Origin of the sequence: Agarivorans sp. Alg241-V36 (assembly GCF_900537085.1) — a bacterium.
Classification (GTDB): Bacteria; Pseudomonadota; Gammaproteobacteria; order Enterobacterales; family Celerinatantimonadaceae; genus Agarivorans.
In genome coordinates, this window is record NZ_UNRE01000001.1 from 421,414 (window position 1) to 443,217 (window position 21,804).

26 protein-coding genes are annotated in these 21,804 nt (G+C 44.6%); 16 read left to right on the forward strand and 10 right to left on the reverse strand.

The window, feature by feature from the left end:
- Window positions 1-378: 378 nt before the first annotated feature.
- The 5 genes from G6R11_RS01995 to G6R11_RS02015 form a co-directional block, all read right to left on the reverse strand.
- Window positions 379-2,199 carry an ABC transporter ATP-binding protein/permease gene (locus G6R11_RS01995; protein WP_163130994.1) on the reverse strand — a complete coding sequence of 607 codons (1,821 nt, stop codon included), beginning with the start codon at window positions 2,197-2,199 and terminating at the stop codon, window positions 379-381.
- A gap of 164 nt (window positions 2,200-2,363) precedes the next feature.
- Window positions 2,364-2,912, reverse strand: a complete 549-nt coding sequence (locus G6R11_RS02000) for a hypothetical protein (RefSeq protein ID WP_163130996.1) — start codon at window positions 2,910-2,912, stop codon at window positions 2,364-2,366.
- Window positions 2,913-3,104: 192 nt separating this feature from the next.
- Window positions 3,105-3,662: a VC2662 family protein gene (locus G6R11_RS02005; RefSeq protein WP_163130998.1), complete on the reverse strand. Its 558-nt coding sequence runs from the start codon at window positions 3,660-3,662 to the stop codon at window positions 3,105-3,107.
- Window positions 3,663-4,077: 415 nt separating this feature from the next.
- Entirely contained in the window at window positions 4,078-5,322 is a 1,245-nt protein-coding gene (locus G6R11_RS02010) for a cytochrome-c peroxidase (protein ID WP_163131000.1), read from the reverse strand.
- Window positions 5,323-5,436: 114 nt separating this feature from the next.
- Entirely contained in the window at window positions 5,437-6,381 is a 945-nt protein-coding gene (locus tag G6R11_RS02015; RefSeq protein WP_163131001.1) for an AraC family transcriptional regulator, read from the reverse strand.
- A 135-nt stretch (window positions 6,382-6,516) separates the two neighbouring features.
- On the opposite strand from G6R11_RS02015, the gene G6R11_RS02020 reads away from it, so the two are divergent.
- From G6R11_RS02020 to G6R11_RS02030, 3 genes are all read left to right on the forward strand, one after another.
- Window positions 6,517-7,338: an NAD(P)H-binding protein gene (locus G6R11_RS02020; RefSeq protein WP_163131002.1), complete on the forward strand. Its 822-nt coding sequence runs from the start codon at window positions 6,517-6,519 to the stop codon at window positions 7,336-7,338.
- A 168-nt stretch (window positions 7,339-7,506) separates the two neighbouring features.
- Entirely contained in the window at window positions 7,507-8,088 is a 582-nt protein-coding gene (locus G6R11_RS02025) for an SCO family protein (RefSeq protein WP_163131004.1), read from the forward strand.
- Window positions 8,085-9,584, forward strand: a complete 1,500-nt coding sequence (locus G6R11_RS02030; protein ID WP_163131006.1) for a methyl-accepting chemotaxis protein — start codon at window positions 8,085-8,087, stop codon at window positions 9,582-9,584. Before G6R11_RS02025 ends, G6R11_RS02030 begins: the two co-directional genes overlap by 4 nt.
- A 47-nt stretch (window positions 9,585-9,631) precedes the next feature.
- Here the strand turns inward: G6R11_RS02030 and G6R11_RS02035 are convergent, their stop codons facing one another.
- The gene (locus G6R11_RS02035) at window positions 9,632-10,117 is read right to left on the reverse strand and encodes a hypothetical protein (protein ID WP_163131008.1); all 486 of its coding nucleotides are present in this window, start codon (window positions 10,115-10,117) and stop codon (window positions 9,632-9,634) included.
- A gap of 267 nt (window positions 10,118-10,384) precedes the next feature.
- On the opposite strand from G6R11_RS02035, the gene G6R11_RS02040 reads away from it, so the two are divergent.
- The 7 genes from G6R11_RS02040 to G6R11_RS02065 all read left to right on the forward strand — a co-directional run bounded on the left by G6R11_RS02040 (window position 10,385) and on the right by G6R11_RS02065 (window position 13,898).
- Complete coding sequence (locus G6R11_RS02040) at window positions 10,385-10,795, forward strand: GFA family protein (RefSeq protein WP_163131010.1); 411 nt, start codon at window positions 10,385-10,387, stop codon at window positions 10,793-10,795.
- Between the two features lie 47 nt (window positions 10,796-10,842).
- Window positions 10,843-11,088 carry a peptidase gene (locus G6R11_RS02045; protein WP_163131012.1) on the forward strand — a complete coding sequence of 82 codons (246 nt, stop codon included), beginning with the start codon at window positions 10,843-10,845 and terminating at the stop codon, window positions 11,086-11,088.
- Between the two features lie 70 nt (window positions 11,089-11,158).
- On the forward strand, window positions 11,159-11,473 hold the full coding sequence (locus G6R11_RS02050; protein ID WP_163131014.1) for a hypothetical protein: 315 nt from the start codon (window positions 11,159-11,161) through the stop codon (window positions 11,471-11,473).
- 82 nt (window positions 11,474-11,555) lie between these two features.
- Entirely contained in the window at window positions 11,556-11,726 is a 171-nt protein-coding gene (locus G6R11_RS21675; RefSeq protein ID WP_205472559.1) for a hypothetical protein, read from the forward strand.
- A gap of 61 nt (window positions 11,727-11,787) precedes the next feature.
- Window positions 11,788-12,036, forward strand: coding sequence for a DUF3297 family protein (locus tag G6R11_RS02055; protein WP_163131016.1), 249 nt, complete (start codon window positions 11,788-11,790; stop codon window positions 12,034-12,036).
- Between the two features lie 303 nt (window positions 12,037-12,339).
- Window positions 12,340-12,855: a TetR/AcrR family transcriptional regulator gene (locus G6R11_RS02060; RefSeq protein WP_163131018.1), complete on the forward strand. Its 516-nt coding sequence runs from the start codon at window positions 12,340-12,342 to the stop codon at window positions 12,853-12,855.
- On the forward strand, window positions 12,855-13,898 hold the full coding sequence (locus tag G6R11_RS02065; protein WP_163131020.1) for an alcohol dehydrogenase family protein: 1,044 nt from the start codon (window positions 12,855-12,857) through the stop codon (window positions 13,896-13,898). Before G6R11_RS02060 ends, G6R11_RS02065 begins: the two co-directional genes overlap by 1 nt.
- 179 nt (window positions 13,899-14,077) lie before the next feature.
- On the opposite strand, the gene G6R11_RS02070 is transcribed toward G6R11_RS02065, so the two are convergent.
- Window positions 14,078-14,494, reverse strand: coding sequence for a hypothetical protein (locus G6R11_RS02070; RefSeq protein WP_163131022.1), 417 nt, complete (start codon window positions 14,492-14,494; stop codon window positions 14,078-14,080).
- Window positions 14,494-14,928: a T6SS effector amidase Tae4 family protein gene (locus G6R11_RS02075; protein WP_163131023.1), complete on the reverse strand. Its 435-nt coding sequence runs from the start codon at window positions 14,926-14,928 to the stop codon at window positions 14,494-14,496. The genes G6R11_RS02070 and G6R11_RS02075 overlap by 1 nt, the downstream gene beginning before the upstream one ends.
- 142 nt (window positions 14,929-15,070) lie before the next feature.
- Here G6R11_RS02075 and G6R11_RS02080 point away from each other — a divergent pair, with 142 nt between their 5' ends.
- Window positions 15,071-16,231 carry a PQQ-dependent sugar dehydrogenase gene (locus G6R11_RS02080; protein ID WP_163131025.1) on the forward strand — a complete coding sequence of 387 codons (1,161 nt, stop codon included), beginning with the start codon at window positions 15,071-15,073 and terminating at the stop codon, window positions 16,229-16,231.
- 8 nt (window positions 16,232-16,239) lie between these two features.
- Here the strand turns inward: G6R11_RS02080 and G6R11_RS02085 are convergent, their stop codons facing one another.
- Window positions 16,240-16,824, reverse strand: a complete 585-nt coding sequence (locus G6R11_RS02085; RefSeq protein WP_163131027.1) for a TetR/AcrR family transcriptional regulator — start codon at window positions 16,822-16,824, stop codon at window positions 16,240-16,242.
- Between the two features lie 336 nt (window positions 16,825-17,160).
- On the opposite strand from G6R11_RS02085, the gene G6R11_RS02090 reads away from it, so the two are divergent.
- The 3 genes from G6R11_RS02090 (at window position 17,161) to G6R11_RS02100 (ending at window position 19,338) form a co-directional block, all read left to right on the forward strand.
- On the forward strand, window positions 17,161-17,772 hold the full coding sequence (locus G6R11_RS02090) for a glutathione S-transferase family protein (protein ID WP_163131029.1): 612 nt from the start codon (window positions 17,161-17,163) through the stop codon (window positions 17,770-17,772).
- Window positions 17,773-17,878: 106 nt separating this feature from the next.
- On the forward strand, window positions 17,879-18,352 hold the full coding sequence (locus G6R11_RS02095; protein WP_163131031.1) for a nuclear transport factor 2 family protein: 474 nt from the start codon (window positions 17,879-17,881) through the stop codon (window positions 18,350-18,352).
- Between the two features lie 32 nt (window positions 18,353-18,384).
- Window positions 18,385-19,338 (forward strand): pyridoxamine 5'-phosphate oxidase family protein, encoded by a 954-nt coding sequence (locus G6R11_RS02100; RefSeq protein ID WP_163131033.1) that lies wholly within the window; start codon window positions 18,385-18,387, stop codon window positions 19,336-19,338.
- Here G6R11_RS02100 and G6R11_RS02105 read toward each other — a convergent pair.
- Entirely contained in the window at window positions 19,335-20,297 is a 963-nt protein-coding gene (locus G6R11_RS02105) for an integron integrase (RefSeq protein ID WP_163131035.1), read from the reverse strand. The genes G6R11_RS02100 and G6R11_RS02105 overlap by 4 nt on opposite strands.
- A gap of 232 nt (window positions 20,298-20,529) precedes the next feature.
- Here G6R11_RS02105 and G6R11_RS02110 point away from each other — a divergent pair, with 232 nt between their 5' ends.
- Entirely contained in the window at window positions 20,530-21,192 is a 663-nt protein-coding gene (locus tag G6R11_RS02110) for a hypothetical protein (protein ID WP_163131037.1), read from the forward strand.
- 78 nt (window positions 21,193-21,270) lie between these two features.
- The gene (locus tag G6R11_RS02115; RefSeq protein ID WP_163131039.1) at window positions 21,271-21,720 is read left to right on the forward strand and encodes a GNAT family N-acetyltransferase; all 450 of its coding nucleotides are present in this window, start codon (window positions 21,271-21,273) and stop codon (window positions 21,718-21,720) included.
- Window positions 21,721-21,804 lie beyond the last annotated feature (84 nt).

A 21,804-nucleotide genomic window follows, 5' to 3' on the forward strand; every position in this document is an offset into this window, starting at 1 on the left:
AAAGAGTTACAGTTCGGGTTAGCTTGAATATACTTAAGTACATCGCGTACGTTCACAATTGCATACCTCTGACATTTGTATAGTGCACATGCGTGTTTCCCACAGTAGACCAGTGAAAGCGCACGCAACTAATCATATGAACTTATTGAAGAAACAATAATAAGGCTCAATACGTTATCTGGCAAAACGCTCATGCACAGTTAATAAACCTATTATTTAATTTCACACTTAGCTAAGTGATTGATACTAATATTGTAATTTTTACACCTCAAGGCCAAACGGGCAAAATTTAGCGTATACGAGAGGTAAAATGGCTCAGAACCAATAACACTTTTGCAGTTTACATCTTTCGGCTAAGGCTAGGCCTTGGTTACCTAGCTATTGTTGATGTTTAAACTGCAACTCTACCAAGCGTTGATATAACTGGCAGCTTTGCAGTAAAGATTGATGGTTGCCAACATCAATTAGGCGGCCTTGGTCCATAACCGCGATTTTGTCGGCGTGCTGAATAGTTGATAGGCGATGGGCAATAATTAAGGTGGTTCTGTTGTGCATTAATTCTTGCAGGGCTTGCTGAACGTGGTGTTCACTTTCGCTGTCTAGGGCGCTGGTGGCTTCGTCCAACAACAGTATGCTGGGGTTCTTTAATATGGCTCTGGCGATAGCAATGCGCTGGCGTTGACCGCCAGAAAGGCGCACCCCGCGCTCGCCTAAAAAGCTGTTGTAGCCTTGTGGTAGTTGGCTAATAAACTCATGGGCGTGAGCTTTTTTCGCTGCCTCAATCACCTGTTCATCGCTGGCTTCGGGGTTGCCATAACGTATGTTGTGGAATACGTCGCTGCTAAATAGGGCTGGGTGTTGCGGCACTAGGGCCATGTGTTGGCGCAGTGCTGCTGGATCTAGTTGGCGAATGTTTACGCCGCCTAAACTTACCTCTCCCTTTTGCGGGTCGTAAAAGCGTTGCAGCAATTCAAACAGGGTTGTTTTGCCCGCGCCCGAAGACCCAACAAGTGCCAGTACTTTGCCTTTATCAGCCTGTAAACTGAGTTGCTCTGTGGCTGCGATATCGGGTTTGGAAGGGTAGAAGAAGGTAACATTGTTAAAGGCCACTTCGGCGGCTAGCCCCTTGGCTGAAATGAGGTGCTGGCGAGGTGCGGTAATGTGGCTTTCTACTTGGAGAATTTCTATCAGGCGCTCGGTGGCACCCGCAGCGCGTTGTAACTCGCCCAATACTTCAGAAATGGTGGCTAAAGAAGAGGCTACCATAATGGCATAAAACACAAAGGCGGCTAAATCTCCGGCCGACATTACGCCGTTAATTACGTCGCTTCCACCTACCCATAACATGCCAGCAATGGCACTAAACACAATTACTATCACGCCAGAAATTAAGATGGCGCGTTGTTTAACTCGCTGCCGGCCTACTTCAAAGGCCTTTTCTACTTCTTTAGAAAATAGTGCGCTTTCTTGGGGCTCGTTGCTGTAGCTTTGCACCGTTTTTATTTGCTCAATGGCTTCGCCTGCATAGCTGCCTACATCGGCCATTGAATCTTGGCTTTGTCGCGATAGCGCTCTCACTCGCCGCCCGTAAATCAAGATAGGAACCAAGATAAAAGGCACCGAGGCTAATACAATAAGGGTGAGTTTTATATTGGTGGCAAACAGCATAATTATTGCGCCCACGCACATTAAGGCGCTGCGCATGGCCATGGAAAATGACGAGCCAATAATACTTTGCAATAAGGTGGTGTCGGTGGTGATACGCGACATAATTTCGCCACTGCCGTTGGTTTCAAAGTAACTAGGGTGCAAAGTAATAACGTGATTAAACACCGCTAGCCTAATGTCGGCGCTCACCCGTTCTCCCACCGAAGACACTAAATAAAAGCGAAAAAAGGTGCCGATAGAAATGAGCAGGGTAACTAGCAGAATAAACTGAATGGCATTGCCCAGTTCTTGTTGCGACTGCTGGGCGAAACCTTCATCAATCAGTATGCGCACTCCATAACCCACCGAGAGCGTGAGCGAAGCGGTAAAAATGAGCGCTAGCAGTGCAGCCGCTACCTTAAATTTATAAGGGCGAATAAAGGCGATTAACTCGAACAAAATACGCAGGTTTTTAGTTTTTTGCTCAGGCTGCATAGAGCGGGTATTTGCTGTGGTTTTAGCCTTGTTGTTTGCCGGCGTTTGAGTTTGCATTGCTGAGCCTTGGTTGCACTAGCATGTCGCTAACTAGTTTTGTTCTGCGTGTTAATAGCCGCCTAAAGTAAACAGGGCTAATCATATAGCTATGGCCTTAAGTGCTTAGAATAGCAAGCCTAAGCCAGAGAAGTGTGGGTGAATTGTCACTTTGTAAGCCCGGGTTAGTTGGGGCGCTTACTACTTGGCGTTGTTGCGTCTTTTACGGCGCGGTAAACCTTGAGTTTGCAGGCGTCACATCTGGTTTCTAAACCAATGTATAAAGGGCCCTGGCAAAAGTGGCAGTGGGCGTCTTTAAGTGGTGCAAGTTTGGCTCGCCGCTGTTGGTGACTGGGCAGTTTTTTATGTTTAAACAACCACACTAAACACAAAATATTGATGATGATACTTAAGCCCCGTAGCCACCAAATGTAGTTATTGTATTGCTGTGCCTCTGGGTCAAATAGCAAAGCGGTTACGATCAGCGAAAATAACAAAATCACTATTTTTGAGACTAAGCCAGTGGTGTAGCGGCTATCGGTTTGCTTATTACATTTGCTGCAAAGCCAATGCTGCCTTTTATTTAAGGGCAAAATGGGGATCCAAAACAAACCTAGCCAAGCGCGATAACGCCACAGTTCGGCAATCACTGGTTTCTCACAATAGTTACAGTAATCTCGGCTATAGCCAATTCGTTTGGCGTGCCGCTTCTTAATCCCTAAGTGTAAATACATCCTGGCTGCTTCCGTGGCTAAGGGCTTATAGTTTCTGGCTTGGCTTTTGTTCGCTTGAGCCTTTATGTTACTGATTGCTATGCAATTAATACAGGGCATTATTGGATTATGTGATGTGACTTTAGCTGCACTAAAAAGGCCAGCAAATATGCTGGCCTTGGCTATTAACTGTGCTTATTAGCTTGGCTGAGATTATTTAGCGAAGTTAATAATTGGGAAGCACTTAAAGAAGCCATTGTCGGCACAGTTAAGTAAGCCGATTTGCACTCCGTCAATTTCTTTAGTCATGTTGAATACACCTAACTGAAAGTTAGACTTTTCAGACATGCTAGCCAAACCAACATCGGCTTTGGTGTAACCTTCAGATACGTTTACAGCGCTCCAGTTTAGTCCGTTCACGTCGTTTGTCACGTTAACCGCTGCTAGGTTTACGCCGGTCGTTGAACCGGTATTCCAGTTAAACAAACCTAAGGATGCGCCTTTCATTTCTTCGGTTACTTTAGCGCCGCCAAAGAACAAACCAAAGTTAACACCGGTAGTGCGTTTGGTTTCAGACATGCCTAGTACAGAAAAATCCACGCCTTTTACTTCATCAACTTGACCGTGAAGTACTGATAAACGTACACCACCAACAGCGTCTGAATCAGGCGCATTGTAGCCATTTAAGCTAGAGAACATAACTGGCGAGCTGGCCAGTGCTGGCGCAGAAATTAACGCGCTTAAGGCTAAAGCAGAAACAATCTTTTTCAAGGGTAGAACTCCATTTACTCTGGCTGGCGGTAAAGTAGTTTGCCAGTTGAGAGAAGGGTTAATTTGGGCGCGCAGTATACATTAGCTTTAGCTAAATGGAACACCGAAATGCTTATATCTACAATGCGCACCATGTAAACATTTAGTGCCTAGGGACTGTTGACCTTTCGCGGTTAAATTTTATTCGAGATAAAATCGTTTTAAGCGCGGCAAGGAGTGTGCAGCCTAGTTATTCTAAGCAAATACTCCTTAACAAAGCGTAAAAGGATTTTAGCCGAACCCTTCGGGCAGCGTTTGTGACTGGTTTCTACTGCGTTATCGGCTCCTCATGCAGGCCAGCTGCACATTAAAGCCTCAGTCATCTATAAATTAGCCACAAACTGCTGCAAAAGTAAGTGCAAAAGTTCAACAGACCCTAGTTAAAAGGGTCACTGTATTTTTCGTCGGCCAGCATGTCGTGGTCAGTGAGAGTATTCAAAAAGGCGATGAGCGCTTGCTTTTCTTCTTCATTAAAATTGAATTGGAAAGCTTGGCCATTAGAGTCTAAAAGTGGTGCTTGTAAATTTTGGTGTAGCTGAATACCGCTGCTGTAATGCTCTATCACTTCCTCTAAGCTGGCAAAACGCCCGTCGTGCATATAGGGCGGGCGAATGGCAATATTACGCAGCGAGGGCGCTTTAAACTTTCCGGTGTCGTTGGCATTGCCGGTTGTCTCAGAAATACCTAAATCATCGGTAGATAGCGCATCTAGCCCGTTTACTGTGGCGGTGGTTCTAACTACCGGACCATTAGGTATTGGGCCTACAAATGCCTCGCTAACATGGCAGCCTGCACAATTGGCTTGGTCGCCATTCTCATTTTCTCTGGGCAAGAGGAAGAGGTCTTTCCCAAGGTTTTCTTGAGCAGTAAAGCCCGGAAAATCAGGGCGTGGAGAAAGCACTTCGCTTCTGGCTATATCGTATTTAGCGGTGGTGCTTACCATGCTTCTTATAAACTGCGCTAAGGCTTTGGCGATGCGGTCACTGGAAATACTCTCATCACCAAAGGCATCGTTAAATAGAGCAGGGTAGTATGTTTGGTTTGAAACAATTTCTTCTAGTTCGGCGAGAATAAGCCCCATTTCTACAGGATCCTGAAAGGGCATAAGCACCTGATCTTCAAGTGTTGCTGCGCGTTCATCCCAGAAAAAGGCACCACTAAAATAAAAGCGCGCGTTAACAATACTCATTGAATGACGGCGAGTTAGTTCGCCATCAAAACCAATGCTTTGTACCCGCGGATCTGAGAAGCCATGTTCTGCCAAATGGCAAGATGCGCAAGCAGTAGTGCCATTGGCGCTAAGTTTTTTATCATAAAAAAGTACCCGGCCTAAGGTAGCACCCGCATCGGTGATGGGATTGTCTACCGGTGTATTATCAAGCTCGATGGCAGCATGTTGAAACTGAGATTGCGCCGGAAAGTTGTTTTCAGTGTAGTGAGTAGGCAGGGCAATGTTGGCGTAGTTAAAATGCTCTTCAGGTAGGTTTAACTCGGTTTCTGGCTCGGTGATGGGTAAGTCAATTTCTGGAATATCTCCGCTAGAGCTCGTTTCATCGCTGCCGCCGCCACAGGCACTGAGTAAAAGCACCAACCCAAGTTGAATAGCAAACTGTTTGTTCATCACTGAATTACACCTTAAAAAATCCTTTTTTTTAAACTACCAGCTGCAGTGTAAAGATGTGTAAACCTGCTCAATCTCTGGCGATAGTGTGAAGTATTTCTAGCATTTGCCGTGCTAAAGCACTTTACCAGGAGACACGCCGATAACCCGTTTAAAAGCGCGGGAGAATGCTGCTTCTGAGTTGTAACCGAGCTCTTCGGCTAACTCTATAAGCGGGATGCGCTGCTGTTGTAAGCGCTGGTGGGCCAGGTTCATTCGCCATTGGGTTAAATAGTTTTTCACACTGTTGCCAATAAGTTGGCTAAAGCGTGCCGAAAAGCCAGAGCGTGACATGCCGCATTCTTGGGCGAGGCTGCTGACCGTCCAGTTTCTCTCTGGTTGATGATGAATAGCACGCAGGGCAATGCCAATGTGTTTATCGCGCAGCGCACCTAACCATCCTTCGCTAGCTTGTGGTGCTTGCTCTAGCCAATGGCGGATTAGCTGTATCACTAGAATATCGGCCAAGTGGGTAATAATGGTTTCTCCGCCTGGTTTTAGCTGCTGCGCTTCGGCAGAGATTAATCCAAGGGTACTGGTAAGCCAGTGCGGATGAGCTAACTCATCTTGCTGCAAACTCAATACTGCAGGCAATTGCTGGATCAGTTGTTGTGCTGCCAGTTGGTCGAAGCCCAGCACGCCGCAGGTAACCTCTGTTAGTTCATCGCCGTTATTTATCTCTAGGGTTTCGTAGCGCTCGCTTAAGCGTTTGAGGCCAGATTCAAACAAGGGAATGGGTGTGAGTTGTGGATCGCTAGTTAAGGTATGACCAAGTGCATGCGGAATTAATACTAGAGTGCCTTGGCTAAGCAAGCGCGGAGCTTGCTGTTCAATACACAGCCAGCATTGGCCAGTTGTTACGATGTGAAACATCATTTTTCCGGGGAGTACTGGCATTGATACAGACCAAGCGCCTCGCAGGGTCGAGCGGCAATACAAACCTCCATCTACCCGTAGTTGATGCAAAGCTTCGCCTAAAGGGTCATTGGCGGTGGGGAAGGTGCTTGGATCGAGTGACATCTTTATTCTGGCCTAGGTTTTTTGGACGAATTATCAAAAATTGTAGCTATATAAGCATTAAAAATCCACCTGAGCTGTTTGATACTGAATAGGTGCACAACACCAAAAACTTTAATAACTATTCAGGAGCAACCCATGACAGCAACAACCTTAATTATTGGCGCTAAAGGCAAAACCGGTCGCCGCGTAGAGGCTTTATTACAGGCCAATGGTCACGTTACTCGAGGCGTTTCACGCTCAAGTTCACCAGCCTTTGATTGGCTAAAATCAGATACATGGCTAGAGGCCATGCAGGGCTGTGATTCAGCCTATGTGACTTATCAGCCAGATCTGGCGGTTCCAGCCGCAAAACAACACATTGCTCAGTTTATCCAAAAAGCCAAGCAGGCCGGCATTAAGCACTTAGTATTGCTATCTGGCCGCGGCGAGCAGGGGGCAGAGCTTGCCGAGCAACAGTTAATCAATAGTGGCCTCACTTGGAATGTGGTTCGCGCCAGCTGGTTTTCGCAAAACTTTAGTGAAGGCTTTTTAATTGAGTCGGTGATTGCCGGACAAGTCGCTTTACCAGCCGGTGATGTATTAGAGCCCTTTGTTGATGTAGACGATATTGCCGAAGTGGCTTTTGCTTGTTTAACCAATCCCGCCTTGGCCAATAAGTTATTTGAAGTAACCGGGCCTGAACTACTGAGTTTGCGAGAGTGTGTGAATCAAATCGCCCAGCTAAGAAATACCCCAATAGAATTTATTGATATTAGCGTCCCACAGTTTGTTGAGGCGCTTGAGCAGCAAGGTCTGCCAGCGGATATGCAATGGTTAATGAACGAATTGTTTGGCGTAGTGATGGACGGTCGAAATAGCCATTTGTGTGAAGGAGTAGAGCAAGCCTTGGGGCGTAAACCTAAAGCGTTTTCTGCCTATGCAGCAGCTGCTCAAGCAGCCGGGGCTTGGCAGGCTTAGTACAAATCAGCTTCCCAATTAAAAAGCGAATGCAGGGCATTCGCTTTTTCTGCTCTCAGGGCCGTTTAATTCGCTGGGAAGTTGCTCTGCTAAGAAAAATGAGAGGCAGTTCATAATCTTACTTACTGATAACTGGGTCACTAGCTATGCTACAACTAAGCTAGAACTATGAAAAACTATCTCATTAAATTTAGGGCCTTTTTACTGTTTGTTTGCCCAGCTATGTTTGCTTTTGCGCTGCCATTTGTAACACCATTTTCCCAAACTGGTGACTTTTATGGGCAACTTAGCCAAGCGCAGGCTTACAACATTTTGCTCAATCAACAGGGTGAACTGAATGATTACCAAGGCAAATACACCTATTTGTTTTTAGGCTTTCAGGGTTGTAGTCAGGCTTGCCCTCGCCAACTCCTCAATTTAGCTGCCTTAGCCGATGACGCGGCATTGCAGGCTGCCCAGTTTTTGTATATTGATTTAGTGATATCCGACCCTCAACAGGCCTTTAACTCTGCGGTGCTAAACAAAGTTGAGTTTCGTCAGGTTGCTGATTTTCAGCAATCCATCGAGGTATCACAACGCTTTCCGGGTTATGTCTCAACCAGTTTTGATCAGCAAGTTGTTGACCACTCAGCCTACTTGTATCTGCTTAATCCACGAGGTGAAGTGAGTTTGGTATATACCCAACAAAACCTCGATATAAGTCAGGTAGTTACCGATTTTAAGTTATTGCAACAAGGTGATTTATTATGATTTCTAACTCCGCACAGCTAGCCGATAAACAGGTGCTGTATATTTTGTTAGCGCATTTACCCGTAGTAGGGCTACTGGTACCCATTGGTTACGCAAGCCATTCTTTTGCGCTAACTATGTCGGTGCTTATCTCCATTGTAGCCTTGCTTAACTATACGTATATGCGAGGCACTCGACTGTCTTCTTGCATTAACGCCATGCTGCTGATGGTGTATTCCATGGTAATGATTCAGGCCCAGTTAGGCCGATTGGAAATGCATTTCCATATCTTTGCGGCTTTGGCATTTGTATTGATCTACAAAGATTGGTTACCAGTGGTGGCTGCAGCCGGTTTAATTGCAGTGCATCATTTGGTGTTTACTGCCTTGCAGCTAAACGATGGGAGCATAGGGAATATACCGGTGATTTTGTATAGCACCGGTTGTTCTTGGGGAACGGCGTTTGTGCATGCAGCCTTTGTGGTAGTAGAAAGCGGAGTACTTATTTTTTACGCGATAAACATGGCCAAGGATACGAAGGTGTCGAATTCGGTTATTTTGGCAGTAGATAAGCTGGCCGAAAACAAAGATCTTACCGCCACTATTACCAGTAATACCGAGCACCCCACGGTGATTGCCTTTAATACCTTAATCACCGAGTTCAATGAGCTGTTTAGCGACTTAAAGCAATCTATTGTGGATGTGAATGGTTTAGTGAGCGGGCTAAACCAGCAGAGTAGCGAAACCAAAGAAATCGTTATGCAGCAAATGCAGCAAAGTGACTCTGTTGCTAGCGCTTCTGTGCAGTTATCTCAATCAGCGCGAAATGTGTCTGATAATGCCAGCAATGCGGCAAATGCGGCGGAGTCAGTGGAAGCGCAAATTCAATCGGGCTCGCAAGATGTAGATGAATCGGTAGCCGCCACCCAAACTTTAAATAGCTTACTTAGTGATTCGGAAGTTTATACCAGCCAACTTAACGACAATGTACAGGGCATTAACGCGGTTATCGAAGTGATTAAAGCGATATCGGAACAAACCAATTTGTTGGCCTTAAACGCCGCAATTGAAGCCGCCCGCGCTGGCGAATTAGGCCGGGGCTTTGCGGTAGTGGCCGATGAAGTACGAGCATTAGCAGCAAGAACCCAGCAATCGACCGGAGAGGTCAATCAAATCATCGATACTTTGCAAACTAACGCCTCGCAGGTGGTTGATTCGATGCAAAAAGGGCTGGTGTATTCCGACGAATCTAAAGTCAAAATTGAATCGGGCGGCAGTACCCTTTCTCAGATAAATCAGAGCGTAAGTGATATGCGCGATGTGAATACCCAAATTGCCGACAGCACCACCGAACAAACCGATGCTTGTAATCAGATAGAACAAAGTATTAATGAGATAAGAGATAAAAATACCGTGTTAATTGAGCAAAGCCAGTTGCTTGCCGATACTGCTGAAGAAGTGGCTAATACTATGCTTTCGCTAGAACAGCGGGTCGCTTTATATCAAACTCAGGGTTGATTGCTAGGCAGCAGGCTAAGTTTAGCCTGCTGCCTTAATTGCTGTAGTTATTCAGTCAGCGGTATTAACTGCGCTTGCTGCTGTTTTGGAATACTGTTTAGCATTGCAATAGTGAGTGATTCTTTGCTTTCTTGTTTGTTTTCGCTGAGTTCTGCAGTGGCTTTTTCTGGCAGCTTGTACATAGCACCCGTGGCTGGGTCTACGATTAACATACCAATTAAGCCGCCAAACAAAATGTTACCAAAGTACCAACCATCTACACTGCTTTTAAGCTCGATGATTTGCTCTTCATAGCCTTCTTTATTAAATACTAATTGGTAGGTTTCGCCTTTAAAATAACCAGCAGATGCATTTAGGGTAAGGGTTTCTGGCGTTTGTCCGTTCTGAACGGTTACACCTGCTCTGTTCTTGATATAGAAGCTGGCTTGGCTGGGAGTAGAATCAATGGCTACCAAATATTTACTATCACTAACGATGCTCGAGCAACCTGAGGCCAACAGGATAGAAAGGGCTATAACACTTTTCTTAAACATGGATATTCTTCGTCCTTGATGTTTGACGCTAATACCGAGCAACATAAAGTAAACCAAATGGAGTGAACTTAGTTGCTGCTAGGTTTGGGGAAATAGAGAAAAATTGGTTCAACGATCCCTTGCAGTTGGCCAATTTGATGTTGGGGTGAGGATTCTAGGGCTTTTATGTTATAAAGCTAAGTAAGTTTGCACTACATCCTATAAATGTGAGCTGAGCCCCTGCTAATGTTTGTGACAATAAGTTGATGTAAAGAAAAGGGAAAAGCTATGTATCAAGGAAGTTGTTTATGCGGTGCAATCAAAGTAGAAATATGTGGCGGAATAGATGCCATTATTCACTGCCATTGCTCTCTATGCAGAAAAAATAGCGGTACTGCTTTTGCGACAAATGGCTTTGTAAATAGCAATGATTTTACTGTACGCGAAGGGCTTAATAGCTTTGGTCACTATCAAACTTCGCCTGGCAAGCAACGACATTTTTGTAAGGTATGTGCTTCGCCAATTTACAGCTCTAATGATGCCGACCCTAGCCGCATTCGTATCCGTTTAGGTATCTTAGATACGCCAATTAAAGAGCGGCCAATAGCGCATAACTTCGTTAGTTCTAAAGCCAACTGGGAAGACCTAGACGCAGATATACCGCGCAATAATGCTTACGAGAGTTCGCGCAGCAATTAGCTTGCTCAGTATTACTCAAAGGCCATACATCAAGGAGAAGATAGTTAATGACCGGGAAAAGTCTCGCTAAATATGAACAAGAATTAAAGTGGATTGCTTTAGTGCTTGGGATTGTTAGCACGGTAGCAGCAGTACAAGATTGGTACCCACTGACCATTTTTGTCAGCCTGCCATTTTGCTTGATTTGGATTTATTGTGCGTGGCTTCATACTGAGCGACAGCTTAAGTACATCAACATCATCTTTTCGATACTATATATTTACGGAATCATTCGTTATTTCCTAGTTGGTTAATGCCCTTAATCGTTAAGCTAAAGGGCTAGCAATAATACCCTCAACATAGCCCAAAAAACCTAGAGTACACATGGACGTTAAACCTTATATTGATTATTTCGACGAGATCGCCCACTTGGATCGAGAGCAGCAATTTACCCTGTTAGAAAAAGCCTTTGAGCAAGTAAATGGCTCGGCAAAGCTGCCGGTGCTTCCGCTTTTAAAATACTCGGTGCGTATTAGCTTTGTGCTGATATTTATGGCTGCGAGTTATTTATTTTTTGGTTTAAGCACTTGGGCACTAGTGCTATCGGCATTATTGGGGCTGCTAGGCGCGCGTTTAGTTATCACCGAAGTTAGCGATAAACTGATTCGTAAGGCGCTTAAATCCCTCTTGAGCGAATGAGTGAATTGTTGATTTTTATCAAATGCTTAGCCTACTTGTTTTAGTAGTCTCTTGAGACATTTTTTGCCTCAAGGAATAGAGCATGAGCAAGTGTGGCCAATGCCGTCAATTTACCCGTACTGCCGATAACCAAAAAGATTTGTGTGGCGCGTGGGAGCAACCTACCTTAGCAACACGAACCGCCTGTGATTTTTTTGCAGCTAAAAAGGCTTCGCGTAGCGCTACTTCGTTTAACCCTGAGCGTGACGACTGATTGAGTCTGTGGGCTGCATTGTCTACAATGACGCACTTTTTACGTATTTCAGGTATTGAACATGAGCGACAACAACGCTAAACCTGCTTTGCCAGATCACCTTGCGGGTAACCCTCGTAGCCCTCACCATGTAGCTGAGTGTTTTGAGCACGACATTGGCATTAAACTTAATGGCAAAGAGCGCACCGACGTTGAGGAATATTGCATGAGTGAAGGCTGGGTAAAAATCCCTTCACCTAAAGCAAAAGACCGTTTCGGCCAGCCAATGCTGATTAAACTAAAAGGCGAAGTTGAAGCGTTTTATAAGTAAGCTTCTTTTGTCTCAAGCCATGGAGCAACTTGCACTGTGGCTTACATTTCCCCTTTACTACCATTTAGCTTGTTAAGCTTTACCTCTGCGTTTTCCCTCATTTCCACTGTTTTCTTAATGCCTTAGAGAGTTTCTCTGTTTCTTCTCAGTTGATTGTTTTTGTGTGATTTTTCTATCGCTTGGTGTTGAGCGTATTCAGTTTAGGCTGTTCATTAGGCGTCACTATACGACTGCTTAGTTGACCTGGGTAGAATGTTCATTCTACAATTGCGGGTAGAATGAACACTCTACTTGATGGTAGTAATGATTGAACAACAGATCGCCGCACAACTTGAACAAGCTTTTAGTGATTATGGTTTTACTGAGCCAAGCGTAGCTAAATTGCAAAAAGCCTCAGGGGTAAGTTTGCGTACCCTTTATCGCTATTTCCCTTCCAAAGAATCCATGGTGATTGGCGCTTTGCAGCATAGACATGCTCGTTATATTGAGCTTTTGTCGGCCGAGCAAACAACCACGCGCAAAGACAGTTTATTAGCGATATTTAGTCAGCTAGAACAGTGGATGCAAACTCAAGCGCCAAAGGGTTGTATGTCGATGAGTGCATTGGCGGCGTATCCCGACAACAGCTTAATCAGCGAAGCGGTAAAGCAACATAAGCAAGATCTGCTGGCCCTGTTTGTAACACTGTGTGGCGATGAAGCATTAGCCATGCAAGTCTTTTTACTGCATGAAGGCTTAAGCGCTGCGTGGCCGGTAATTGGTGCCTCGAGCTTTGAGACGGCTCAACTCACTTTAGAACAACTTTTAGGTAACTGGTAATGACTACTCTTCCCAAAACAATGTGCGCCGTGCAAATGACTGGCCACGGTGATACCGACAAACTGAGCTACCGAACCGACATAGCACTGCCAAACATTGGCGCGCGCGAGGTATTAGTGAAAGTAGCCGCCGCTGGGGTAAACAATACCGACATCAATACCCGTATTGGTTGGTACTCAAAAAGTGACGATGCAGAAGACGCCAGTTGGTCCAGCGAGGCTTTGCAATTTCCGCGTATTCAGGGGGCTGATGTGTGTGGTTACATTGTTGCCGTGGGCGAACAAGTTGATGCGAGTCGAGTAGGCGAGCGAGTATTAATTGAGCCGTGCTTACGTGAAGTAAATGGCACAGAGCCAGAACAAGCCAGGTACTTTGGCTCTGAGTGTGATGGTGGTTTTGCCGAATATAGCAAGGTTGCGGCTCGCCATGCTTACCAGATTAACAGCGACTACAGCGATGCTGAGTTAGCCTCTTTCCCATGTTCTTATTCTACTGCCGAAAACCTACTAACGCGGGCGCAAGTAAAAGCGGGGGATCGGGTATTAATTACTGGTGCCTCTGGCGGTGTTGGCTCGGCTGCTATTCAGCTAGCTAAAGCGCGTGGCGCTTATGTAATGGCCTTAACCAGTGCGTCTAAGCAGCAAAAAATTAGCCAGTTGGGTGTAGATGAAATAGTACTTCGTAGTGAAAAACTTAGCGATGTTGTGCCAGCCAATAGCGTAGATGTAGTAATTGATTTAGTGGCGGGGGATTTGTTCCCACAGCTGCTCGAAGTGCTTCGCTCCAAAGGTCGTTATGCGGTGTCTGGTGCCATTGGTGGAGCCATGGTTGAGCTAGATGTACGCACACTTTATCTCAAAGACCTGAGCTTTTTTGGTGGTACGGTGATCGAGCCAGAGGTATTTGGCAACTTGATTAAGCGTATAGAGCAACAAGAAGTAGCGCCGCTGGTGGCCCATACCTTCCCGCTTAAAGAAATTGTAGCGGCTCAAAGCAAGTTTCTAGAAAAGCAGTTCTTAGGCAAAATTGTGCTTACAGTTTAACTTGCTAGGCCAAGCTAGCACCTTTGCTTAGCTTGGCCGATTTGCCATTAACCAAGCAGCGCAAGAGCGCGACCAAAATGAAATAACGAGTGTATTTTTGTAGGCTATGGGGTAAGTAAATACGTGAATAAAAAGCCGACTTTAGTCGGCATTATAGAGGCTGCAATTATCTAGATAAATTAGTTGGCTTTCATTTTTGCCGAGAATATCTCAAAGCTTTTCGCTTCAAGGGCTAAATTGCATCTAGAAAACGACTTTATGTAATCGGTTATATATAAGTTGTTTTGCTTATCTATTCCAAAAGATGTTGCTTGGGCCTTGCAAGCAGAATCCGACTTAAGGCTATTTTCGATAAAAAAGACATACATACCATTTACATATAAAGTTTTGGGAACGTTAGTCTTTCCGTGTGTCATTATTGAACACTGACCTTCCTGAGAGAAAGCAGGTTCAATCGTTTTTGTTATTCCATCTGTTTCAACAACGAGATTGCAATTGGCTTGTAATTCTACTTTTGAATCAAATACTTCTAGTGCCGCGGTGTTGCCAACCAAACTGAAGCTAAGTGTAATAAGGCACAGTGAGAAATTTTTCATTAAGTGATGCTCCAAAACCAAATCGTTTCGGCATCCCAATAGTGGCTGCCAACAGCATCCGTTTTATTCCACAAGTCAATGTGCCCTTGGCCATCAAAGCCCGGTATGTTCATAAAACAAATTATTCCTGTTTCGGATTTGATATCGTCTGGGACTACAGCATTTGGCGTGCCATTCCACCCTTTCGTTCTGGTACCTAATACACTAGGTTTCGAAAGCACAGATGCCAAATCTTGCGCACCTCGCAAGTAACCATGAGGGCACTTATTTTTAGCTGATCCTTTAAAGCGTGCTAAGAATAAACTATTTGTTTTTACTAAAGCTTCACTCATTCTTATTGCACACGTATTCGGGAAATACATCGTACAATCATGGGCATCATAGGAATAAGGTGAGTAGTTATTTTTTAAGTTACGAAATGCTATGTTGATCATGCTAACTCCTTTTGTATCTTAAAATTAACAGAAGGTAAGCTTTAAGAGAACCCCTAGTGATTGATTTATTATTAATTTCGCTTAACTCTTAAACTTTGAATGAAGTATCAACTCGTAGCTCTCAGCTTGAATGGAGTTTGTCATGGTAAAGACTTTACAAATAGACTCGTTTCTTAAGACGATAATTTGCTGTTTTCTATGTTTAATTGCTCTTGCCGCCAAAGCAGAGCGGTTGTCGACATTTGCCAGCCAAGACCAGTCTTTCGAGCTGGAAAAGCTCATTCAAGTCCCAGGTGTGCCTTGGGGTATGGCTTGGCTAAACAGCAATACACTTATCGTAACCTTGCGTCGTGGCGAGTTAGTAAGCGTTAACCTCACTAAAGCAAAGCAAGGTAAACAGGCTTGGCAAAACATTAGCGGTTTGCCAGCTGTTTGGGCGCAAGGGCAGGGTGGTTTACTCGACGTGGTAAAAGGCCCCGATGGCTACTTTTATTTCACCTACAGCAAACCACAAAATGGCAGTGGAGTGACTACCTTAGCTAAGGCTCAAATTCAGCAAAACGAGATTGGCCAAGTCAGTATGAGTGCTTGGCAGGATGTGTTTATTAGTGACTCTGCCAGTTCAAGTAATCGCCATTATGGTAGCCGCATCACATTTGATGACTCGTATATCTACTTTTCGATAGGGGATAGAGGCGACCGCGACAATGGCCAAAACACCCTTAACCATGCAGCTACCATTGTGCGCTTGAACCTTGACGGCAGCGTACCTAGTAACAATCCCTTTGTGGCCAATAAAAAGGTAGCCGACGCCATTTATAGCTATGGTCACCGTAATCCCCAAGGCCTAGCTTATGATACTAAACATCAGCATGTGTGGGCGATTGAGCACGGCCCGCGCGGAGGCGATGAACTTAATTTACTTGAAGCTGGAGCCAATTATGGCTGGCCAATCACCTCTCACGGTAAAGAGTACTGGGGGCCGTTAAAAGTAGGTGAAGCAGAAACTAAAGAGGGGATAAACTCACCGCTAAAAGTATACGTGCCTTCCATAGCTCCAGGCTCGCTGCTTTACTATTCGGGAGAGGCTTTTCCAGCATGGCAAGGTGACTTGTTTAGTGGTGCCTTAAAGTTACAACACCTTAACCGAATTATCATGGACGAAAACGGCATGCCAGCGGGCGAAGAGCGGCTGCTTGAAGATCTTAATGAGCGAGTGCGCGCGCTGCTTAGCGACAGCCAAGGAAACCTCTACTTTAGTGCCGACAGCGGCAACTTGTACAAGATAAGCCCAGCGCGCTAAGGCTGGGTCTACGCTGCTTGAGCGTAAGAATTTAACAAAACTCCTGCCACTATTTTAGCCTGCTTGGCCGAGGCTAAATCGTTAGTGGTGTGAGCGCCTACTATCGCGCCATCGGCTAAAATAGCTAGCTGCTTGGCGGTTTCTAAAGGCTGGGGAAGTGCTAACTCACTTAGCTGCTTTTCAATCAGTTTTATCACTAAATTTTTGTGCTCGGTACAAGCTATGTGTACTGGGTTGTCGGCTTGATGGTATTCGGCAGAGGCATTAATAAACATGCAGCCAAAAAAATCATCAGAGTTTATCCAGCCATCTAATGCATCAAAAAAGGCCATAATGCGCGCTAGCTGAGGCGAACATTGTTGCTTAGGGGCCAGTCGCTCAATGCTGTTTTCTAACAAACTTAATAGCTGCTGATCTCGGCGATACAAACAAGCTACAATAAGATCTTCCTTCGACTTAAAGTGGTTGTATAAGGTTTTTTTTGCCACCCCAGATTCTGCCAAAATAGTATCAATACCAGTTGCTCTAAAACCATGTTGGTAAAAAAGCCCTTGGGCAGTGTCGATCAGTAAATCTCGTTTAGTGCTAGCCATATTAATTCCCAATTGCGTCCGCTAAGTATACCGCTCTGTCTCTTTGTTCAGCAAATCTTCTTGTTCACAAATTCTTAATTAATTATTTGGTAATAAAAACAATAGCTTGAATTGTTTCCGTTAGATTTCTTATCACTTTGGTTTATATTTTTATTGACATAGACAGGTCTGTCTCCTAATTTATTTAACAAGTAGACAGATTTGTATACCTTTGGGTTTGAGTAATAGCTAGCCACGTATAGGGCTTGGCAAATACCAATTTGTGTATACAGCTGTGGGAAAACCTATTTTGGAAAATTTTTTCGGAAATAAGCGTTAAACAATAAGGACAACACCATGATTAAGCTTTACGATTTTGAACTATCTGGCCATGCGCATCGCGTTCGATTAATGCTGGGTTTAATAAACCAGCCTTATCAGAAAGTCGCTATTAACCTCGCTCAAGGTGAGCATAAACAGCCAGCATTTAAGGCTTTAAATCCCTTCTCGCTAGTCCCTGTTTTGGAAGATGATGGCCTAGTGATTCGCGACTCTATCGCCATTATTACCCACCTAGCTAATACTTATGCACCCAGCTGGAACCCTAAATCTAGCGAGCAGCAAGCACAGGTTCAACAGTGGTTAGCCTTAGCGGCGCGTGATCTTGCTGAAGGCCCAGCTCGAGCCAGGCTAATTACAGTGTTTGGCGCTAAATTTGACCAACAAGCAGTGATTGAAACGAGCCATCAAATGTTGGCGATTATCGACGGATTGCTGGAAGACAAGCAGTGGATGGTAGGCGAACGCGCCAGCATTGCCGACGTAGCCTGTTACTCCTACATCGCCCATGCTCCAGAGGGCAAGGTTGAGCTGGGCACCTATTCCAACATACTGCGCTGGTTAGCCAATGTTGAGGGGCTAGAAGGCTTTGTTGCCATGCAGCAAACCCCGCTAAAAGAAGTCGTTTAAGCAACACTCGTTGCATGGTGCTTAGCCATGCAATTGCCTAACTTGCCCAGAAATTGCTTAAACAGAATGCATTCAATGACTAATGCCTCAAACATAGGAAAACAGTATGACCACAGAGCAACGCCTGCCGTTACCGCCGTTTAATGCCGATACCGCTGCACTAAAAGTGCGCATGGCCGAAGATGGTTGGAACTCGCGAAACCCAGAGAAAGTGGCTTTGGCTTATACCAAAGACAGCCAATGGCGAAATCGCGATACTTTTATTAATGGCCGTGAGCAAATTCAGCAATTTTTAAGCGCCAAGTGGGATAAAGAGCAAGCTTATCGCTTAATTAAAGAGCTTTGGGCTTACAGCAGAAATCGCATTGCGGTGCGTTTTGCTTACGAGTGGCAAGATCAAGCGGGACAGTGGTATCGAGCTTATGGCAACGAAAACTGGGAGTTTGATGAGAATGGTTTGATGCAAAGCCGTCATGCCAGCATTAACGATTTGGCGATAAGTGAAGAAGAACGCTTATTTCATTGGCCGCAAGGGCGCAGGCCTGACGATCATCCAAGCTTAAGTGATTTGGGTTTATAGCAAAAACTCGCGGTAACAAGGGGGAGGCGTTTATGGCTGTTTTTCATCAAGGTGAACTAAGCGTGCAGCAACGGGTAGGGGCAGCGGACATTGCTAAAGCCATCGGCGATAAAGCGATTCGCAGCTACATGCCACAACAGCATCGCGAATTTTTTAGCCAGCAGCCCTTGTTGTATGTCGGAGTGCTAGACAATCAAGGCCACCCTTGGGCCACCCCTATTTTGGGCGAGCAAGGCTTTGTAAGCTCGCCCAATTCCACCACCTTATCTATAGAAGCCAGAGCACTTATCGAATACGCGCAAGTCGCCCAGTTGTCGGTGGGGGATAGCATCGGTTTGTTGGGCTTGGAATTAACGACTCGTCGGCGCAATCGAGTAAACGGTTTGGTGGCTTATTTAAGTGAACAAGCGCTGCGTTTTGAAGTACAGCAAAGCTTTGGCAACTGTCCAAAGTACATTCAAAAGCGCGAGTTAAAGCCAAGTGTATTTAACCAAGCTTTTGTGCCAAAGGCTGCAGACTTTAGCGAACTTGAAGTAAACAATGTAGTGCTTGAGCAGGTGCTAAAACACAGCGACACCTTTTTTATCGCCTCTAGAGCTGCTGCTTTAAATAGTGAAGACAGCGATGGTGTGGATATCTCTCACCGTGGTGGCAAGCCGGGTTTTATCGAGGTAGTTAAGGGCAATAACAGCAAAGCACCAAGCCTAATATTCCCAGATTTTTCGGGCAACAATCTCTTCAATACTCTCGGCAACATAGTGGCAGACTCAAGGGTAGGTTTGTACATACCAGACTTTGAAACAGGCTACAGCTTTTGGATTAAAGGTAAGGCTTCAATCATTTGGGATATGTCGCAAGTAAAACCTTATCCGGGAGCGCAGCGTTATGTGCAAGTCAACATTGAACAATGCCTAAGCCTAGCCACTCCCACCTTAATTCAAAACTCAGATGTAGAGTTTTCACCGGCTTTGGATGATTTGGCTTAAACCATGTCTAAGGGGCTAGCCACGCCATCGGCCCCCATATTAAGTACATGGGTATAAATCTGAGTGGTTCTAATATCACTGTGACCTAACTGAGCTTGAATGGTGCGAATATCGGTACCTCGTTGCAATAAATGCGTAGCAAAAGAATGGCGCAAGGTATGGCAAGTGATAGGTTTACGAATATGAGTTTTTATTCTGGCAGCCTTAAGTGCTTTTTGAATACCGCTTGGGTCTAGATGATGGCGGCGAATGCAGCCATCGTTGGGATCTTTACTTAAAGAGTGCGAAGGAAACAAATAATGCCAAGCAAAGTCGTGTGGCGCAGCTGGGTACTTCTTAGCAAGAGCATAAGGTAAATATACACCGGCATATTGGTTTTTTAGCTTGTCACTCTGATAGTACTGATAGGCAACTGTAATTTGCTTTTGTATCGCAGCAACCAGTGACTTTGCCAGTGTCACCCGCCTATGCTTACCCCCTTTGGCGTCCCATATTTCAATACCGAAATAGTCAAAATCAATATCTTTAATACGCAAACGTAACATTTCGGTTTTTCGCAGGCCGCTACCATACATGAGTTGAGCCATTAATACGTGTGGTGGGGAAAGCGCATCTATTAATGCGGTAACCTCGTGACGAGTGAGTACAACAGGCAGTTTGGCTTGACGCTTGCTATGGCGAAAGTCTAATTGAAGTGATAAGGGCTTATTAACAACCTCTTTATAAAGAAAGACCAAAGCGTTTAGTGCCACTGCTTGGCTTTGCGGAGCCAAGTTCCTTTGATTGGCTAAGTGGCTGAGAAATTGCTCAACTTCATGATTATGTAAGTCGCTAGGGTGCTTTTTGTGATGAAATAAAATAAAGCGTTTTATCCATTGTCGGTAGCTACGGATGGTTGATTCCCTAAAGCGCTTAGTTCGCATTTTTTCTTCTATATAGCTGAGATAAGGCGAGTTCATTGCAATCCTTCTTTCACTGTTTTTTTATACAGTATTGTTGCAATTCCTACTTTCTACAAGTTGTTGCATACTTTCATGCTGATGTTTTTGTTATTTTTCGAGCTAGGTGGCTGATGTAGCTTAGGAAAGGTGATAACCTTGTTTTTATCAAATGTATGATAAGAGGAAAAATTCCGTGTTTAAACAAGGAAATTTTCCTATTAATAAACTGTTATGCATATAGGTAGTGAATATGGACATTGAGTTTTTTCTTAAGGATCGAATAAAATTCATCCGTTATTTTTACGAGGCTGCTATAGCACCATTCGCTAAGACTATGGATGATATTGAGAATGAGGTAGAACCTTATGTCCCGCCATACAGTGAAGATGGCGAGCCACCTTTTTTATCCGAATGGATAGATGCAAAATCTGGCTTGGAAACCTGTGGGCATCATGCTTTGTCAATGCTTGCATCGTCACTTCAGCTGTATCTTAAAGCATGGGTTGATCGTTTAGATAAGTATCACGGCATGACTTTTGAGGTGAACTTCAAAAAGAAAGGTTGGTTCAATGGATATCGTGAAATCTTCAAAGAAATAGATTTAGATATGTCGGCTTGCCCGGCTAATTTGGATATAGTTGAGCAGATCCCCTTGGTCAGAAATCGTATTCAACATCCTGAGGAACTTACTACAGTCAACGTATCTCATTCGAAAAGTGATTTAAATAAACATCCAAATCCGTATTTTGTTCAGGATTCCGAGTTGGCGCTAGCTTCTGATCAGGAAGAACAGTCATGGTTATTTCCACCTACTATTTCTCCCTCTCATGAGAAAATTATTGAGGCAATTTCTAATGTAGAGGCACTCTGTTCTTGGTTAGAAGCAGAGTACTGGGCGGCAAGAAATGCATAACAATACGCAGCAGTTCGCCCCTACGGGGCAGGACGCGCAAAAAGCCGCGCGCCTCTGTGCTTTGCGTTATGGTTAAAGATGAAGCCTGTCTCTAAAACAGTAGATCCAAATGATTCGGACTATTTGTCATTAATATCTGAATTAAACCAAGAATTAGGGTTGCTAACCGGTGACACTGGTGAGTCGTCCTTTAGCACAGAAAGTTTTAATCCTTCGACGGATTCCATAGTCGTTGTCTACAGCGACAAAAAACCGATGGGTACTGGCTGCATTCGTTACATCAACAAAGGTACCTGTGAAATAAAACGAATGTATTCTAAAAAGAAAGGTGTTGGAAAATTCCTAATTTCTGAGTTGGAGAGGGTTGCCATCCAATTAGGTTACTCTGAGGCAGTCTTATCCACTCGTAGGATTAATGAAAACGCCGTAAATTTCTACTCAAGTCAACGCTACTTAGAAATAGATGGTTATGGAAATTATGTTGGTGTGGAGCGCTCTATATGTATGGGCAAGAAACTCACACCATAACAATCACAGGCAATGGACGCGAAAAAGACCGCGCCAATGCTGTAAGCGTTATATGTCATGAAGAGTATTGAAGATCTCGAGCAA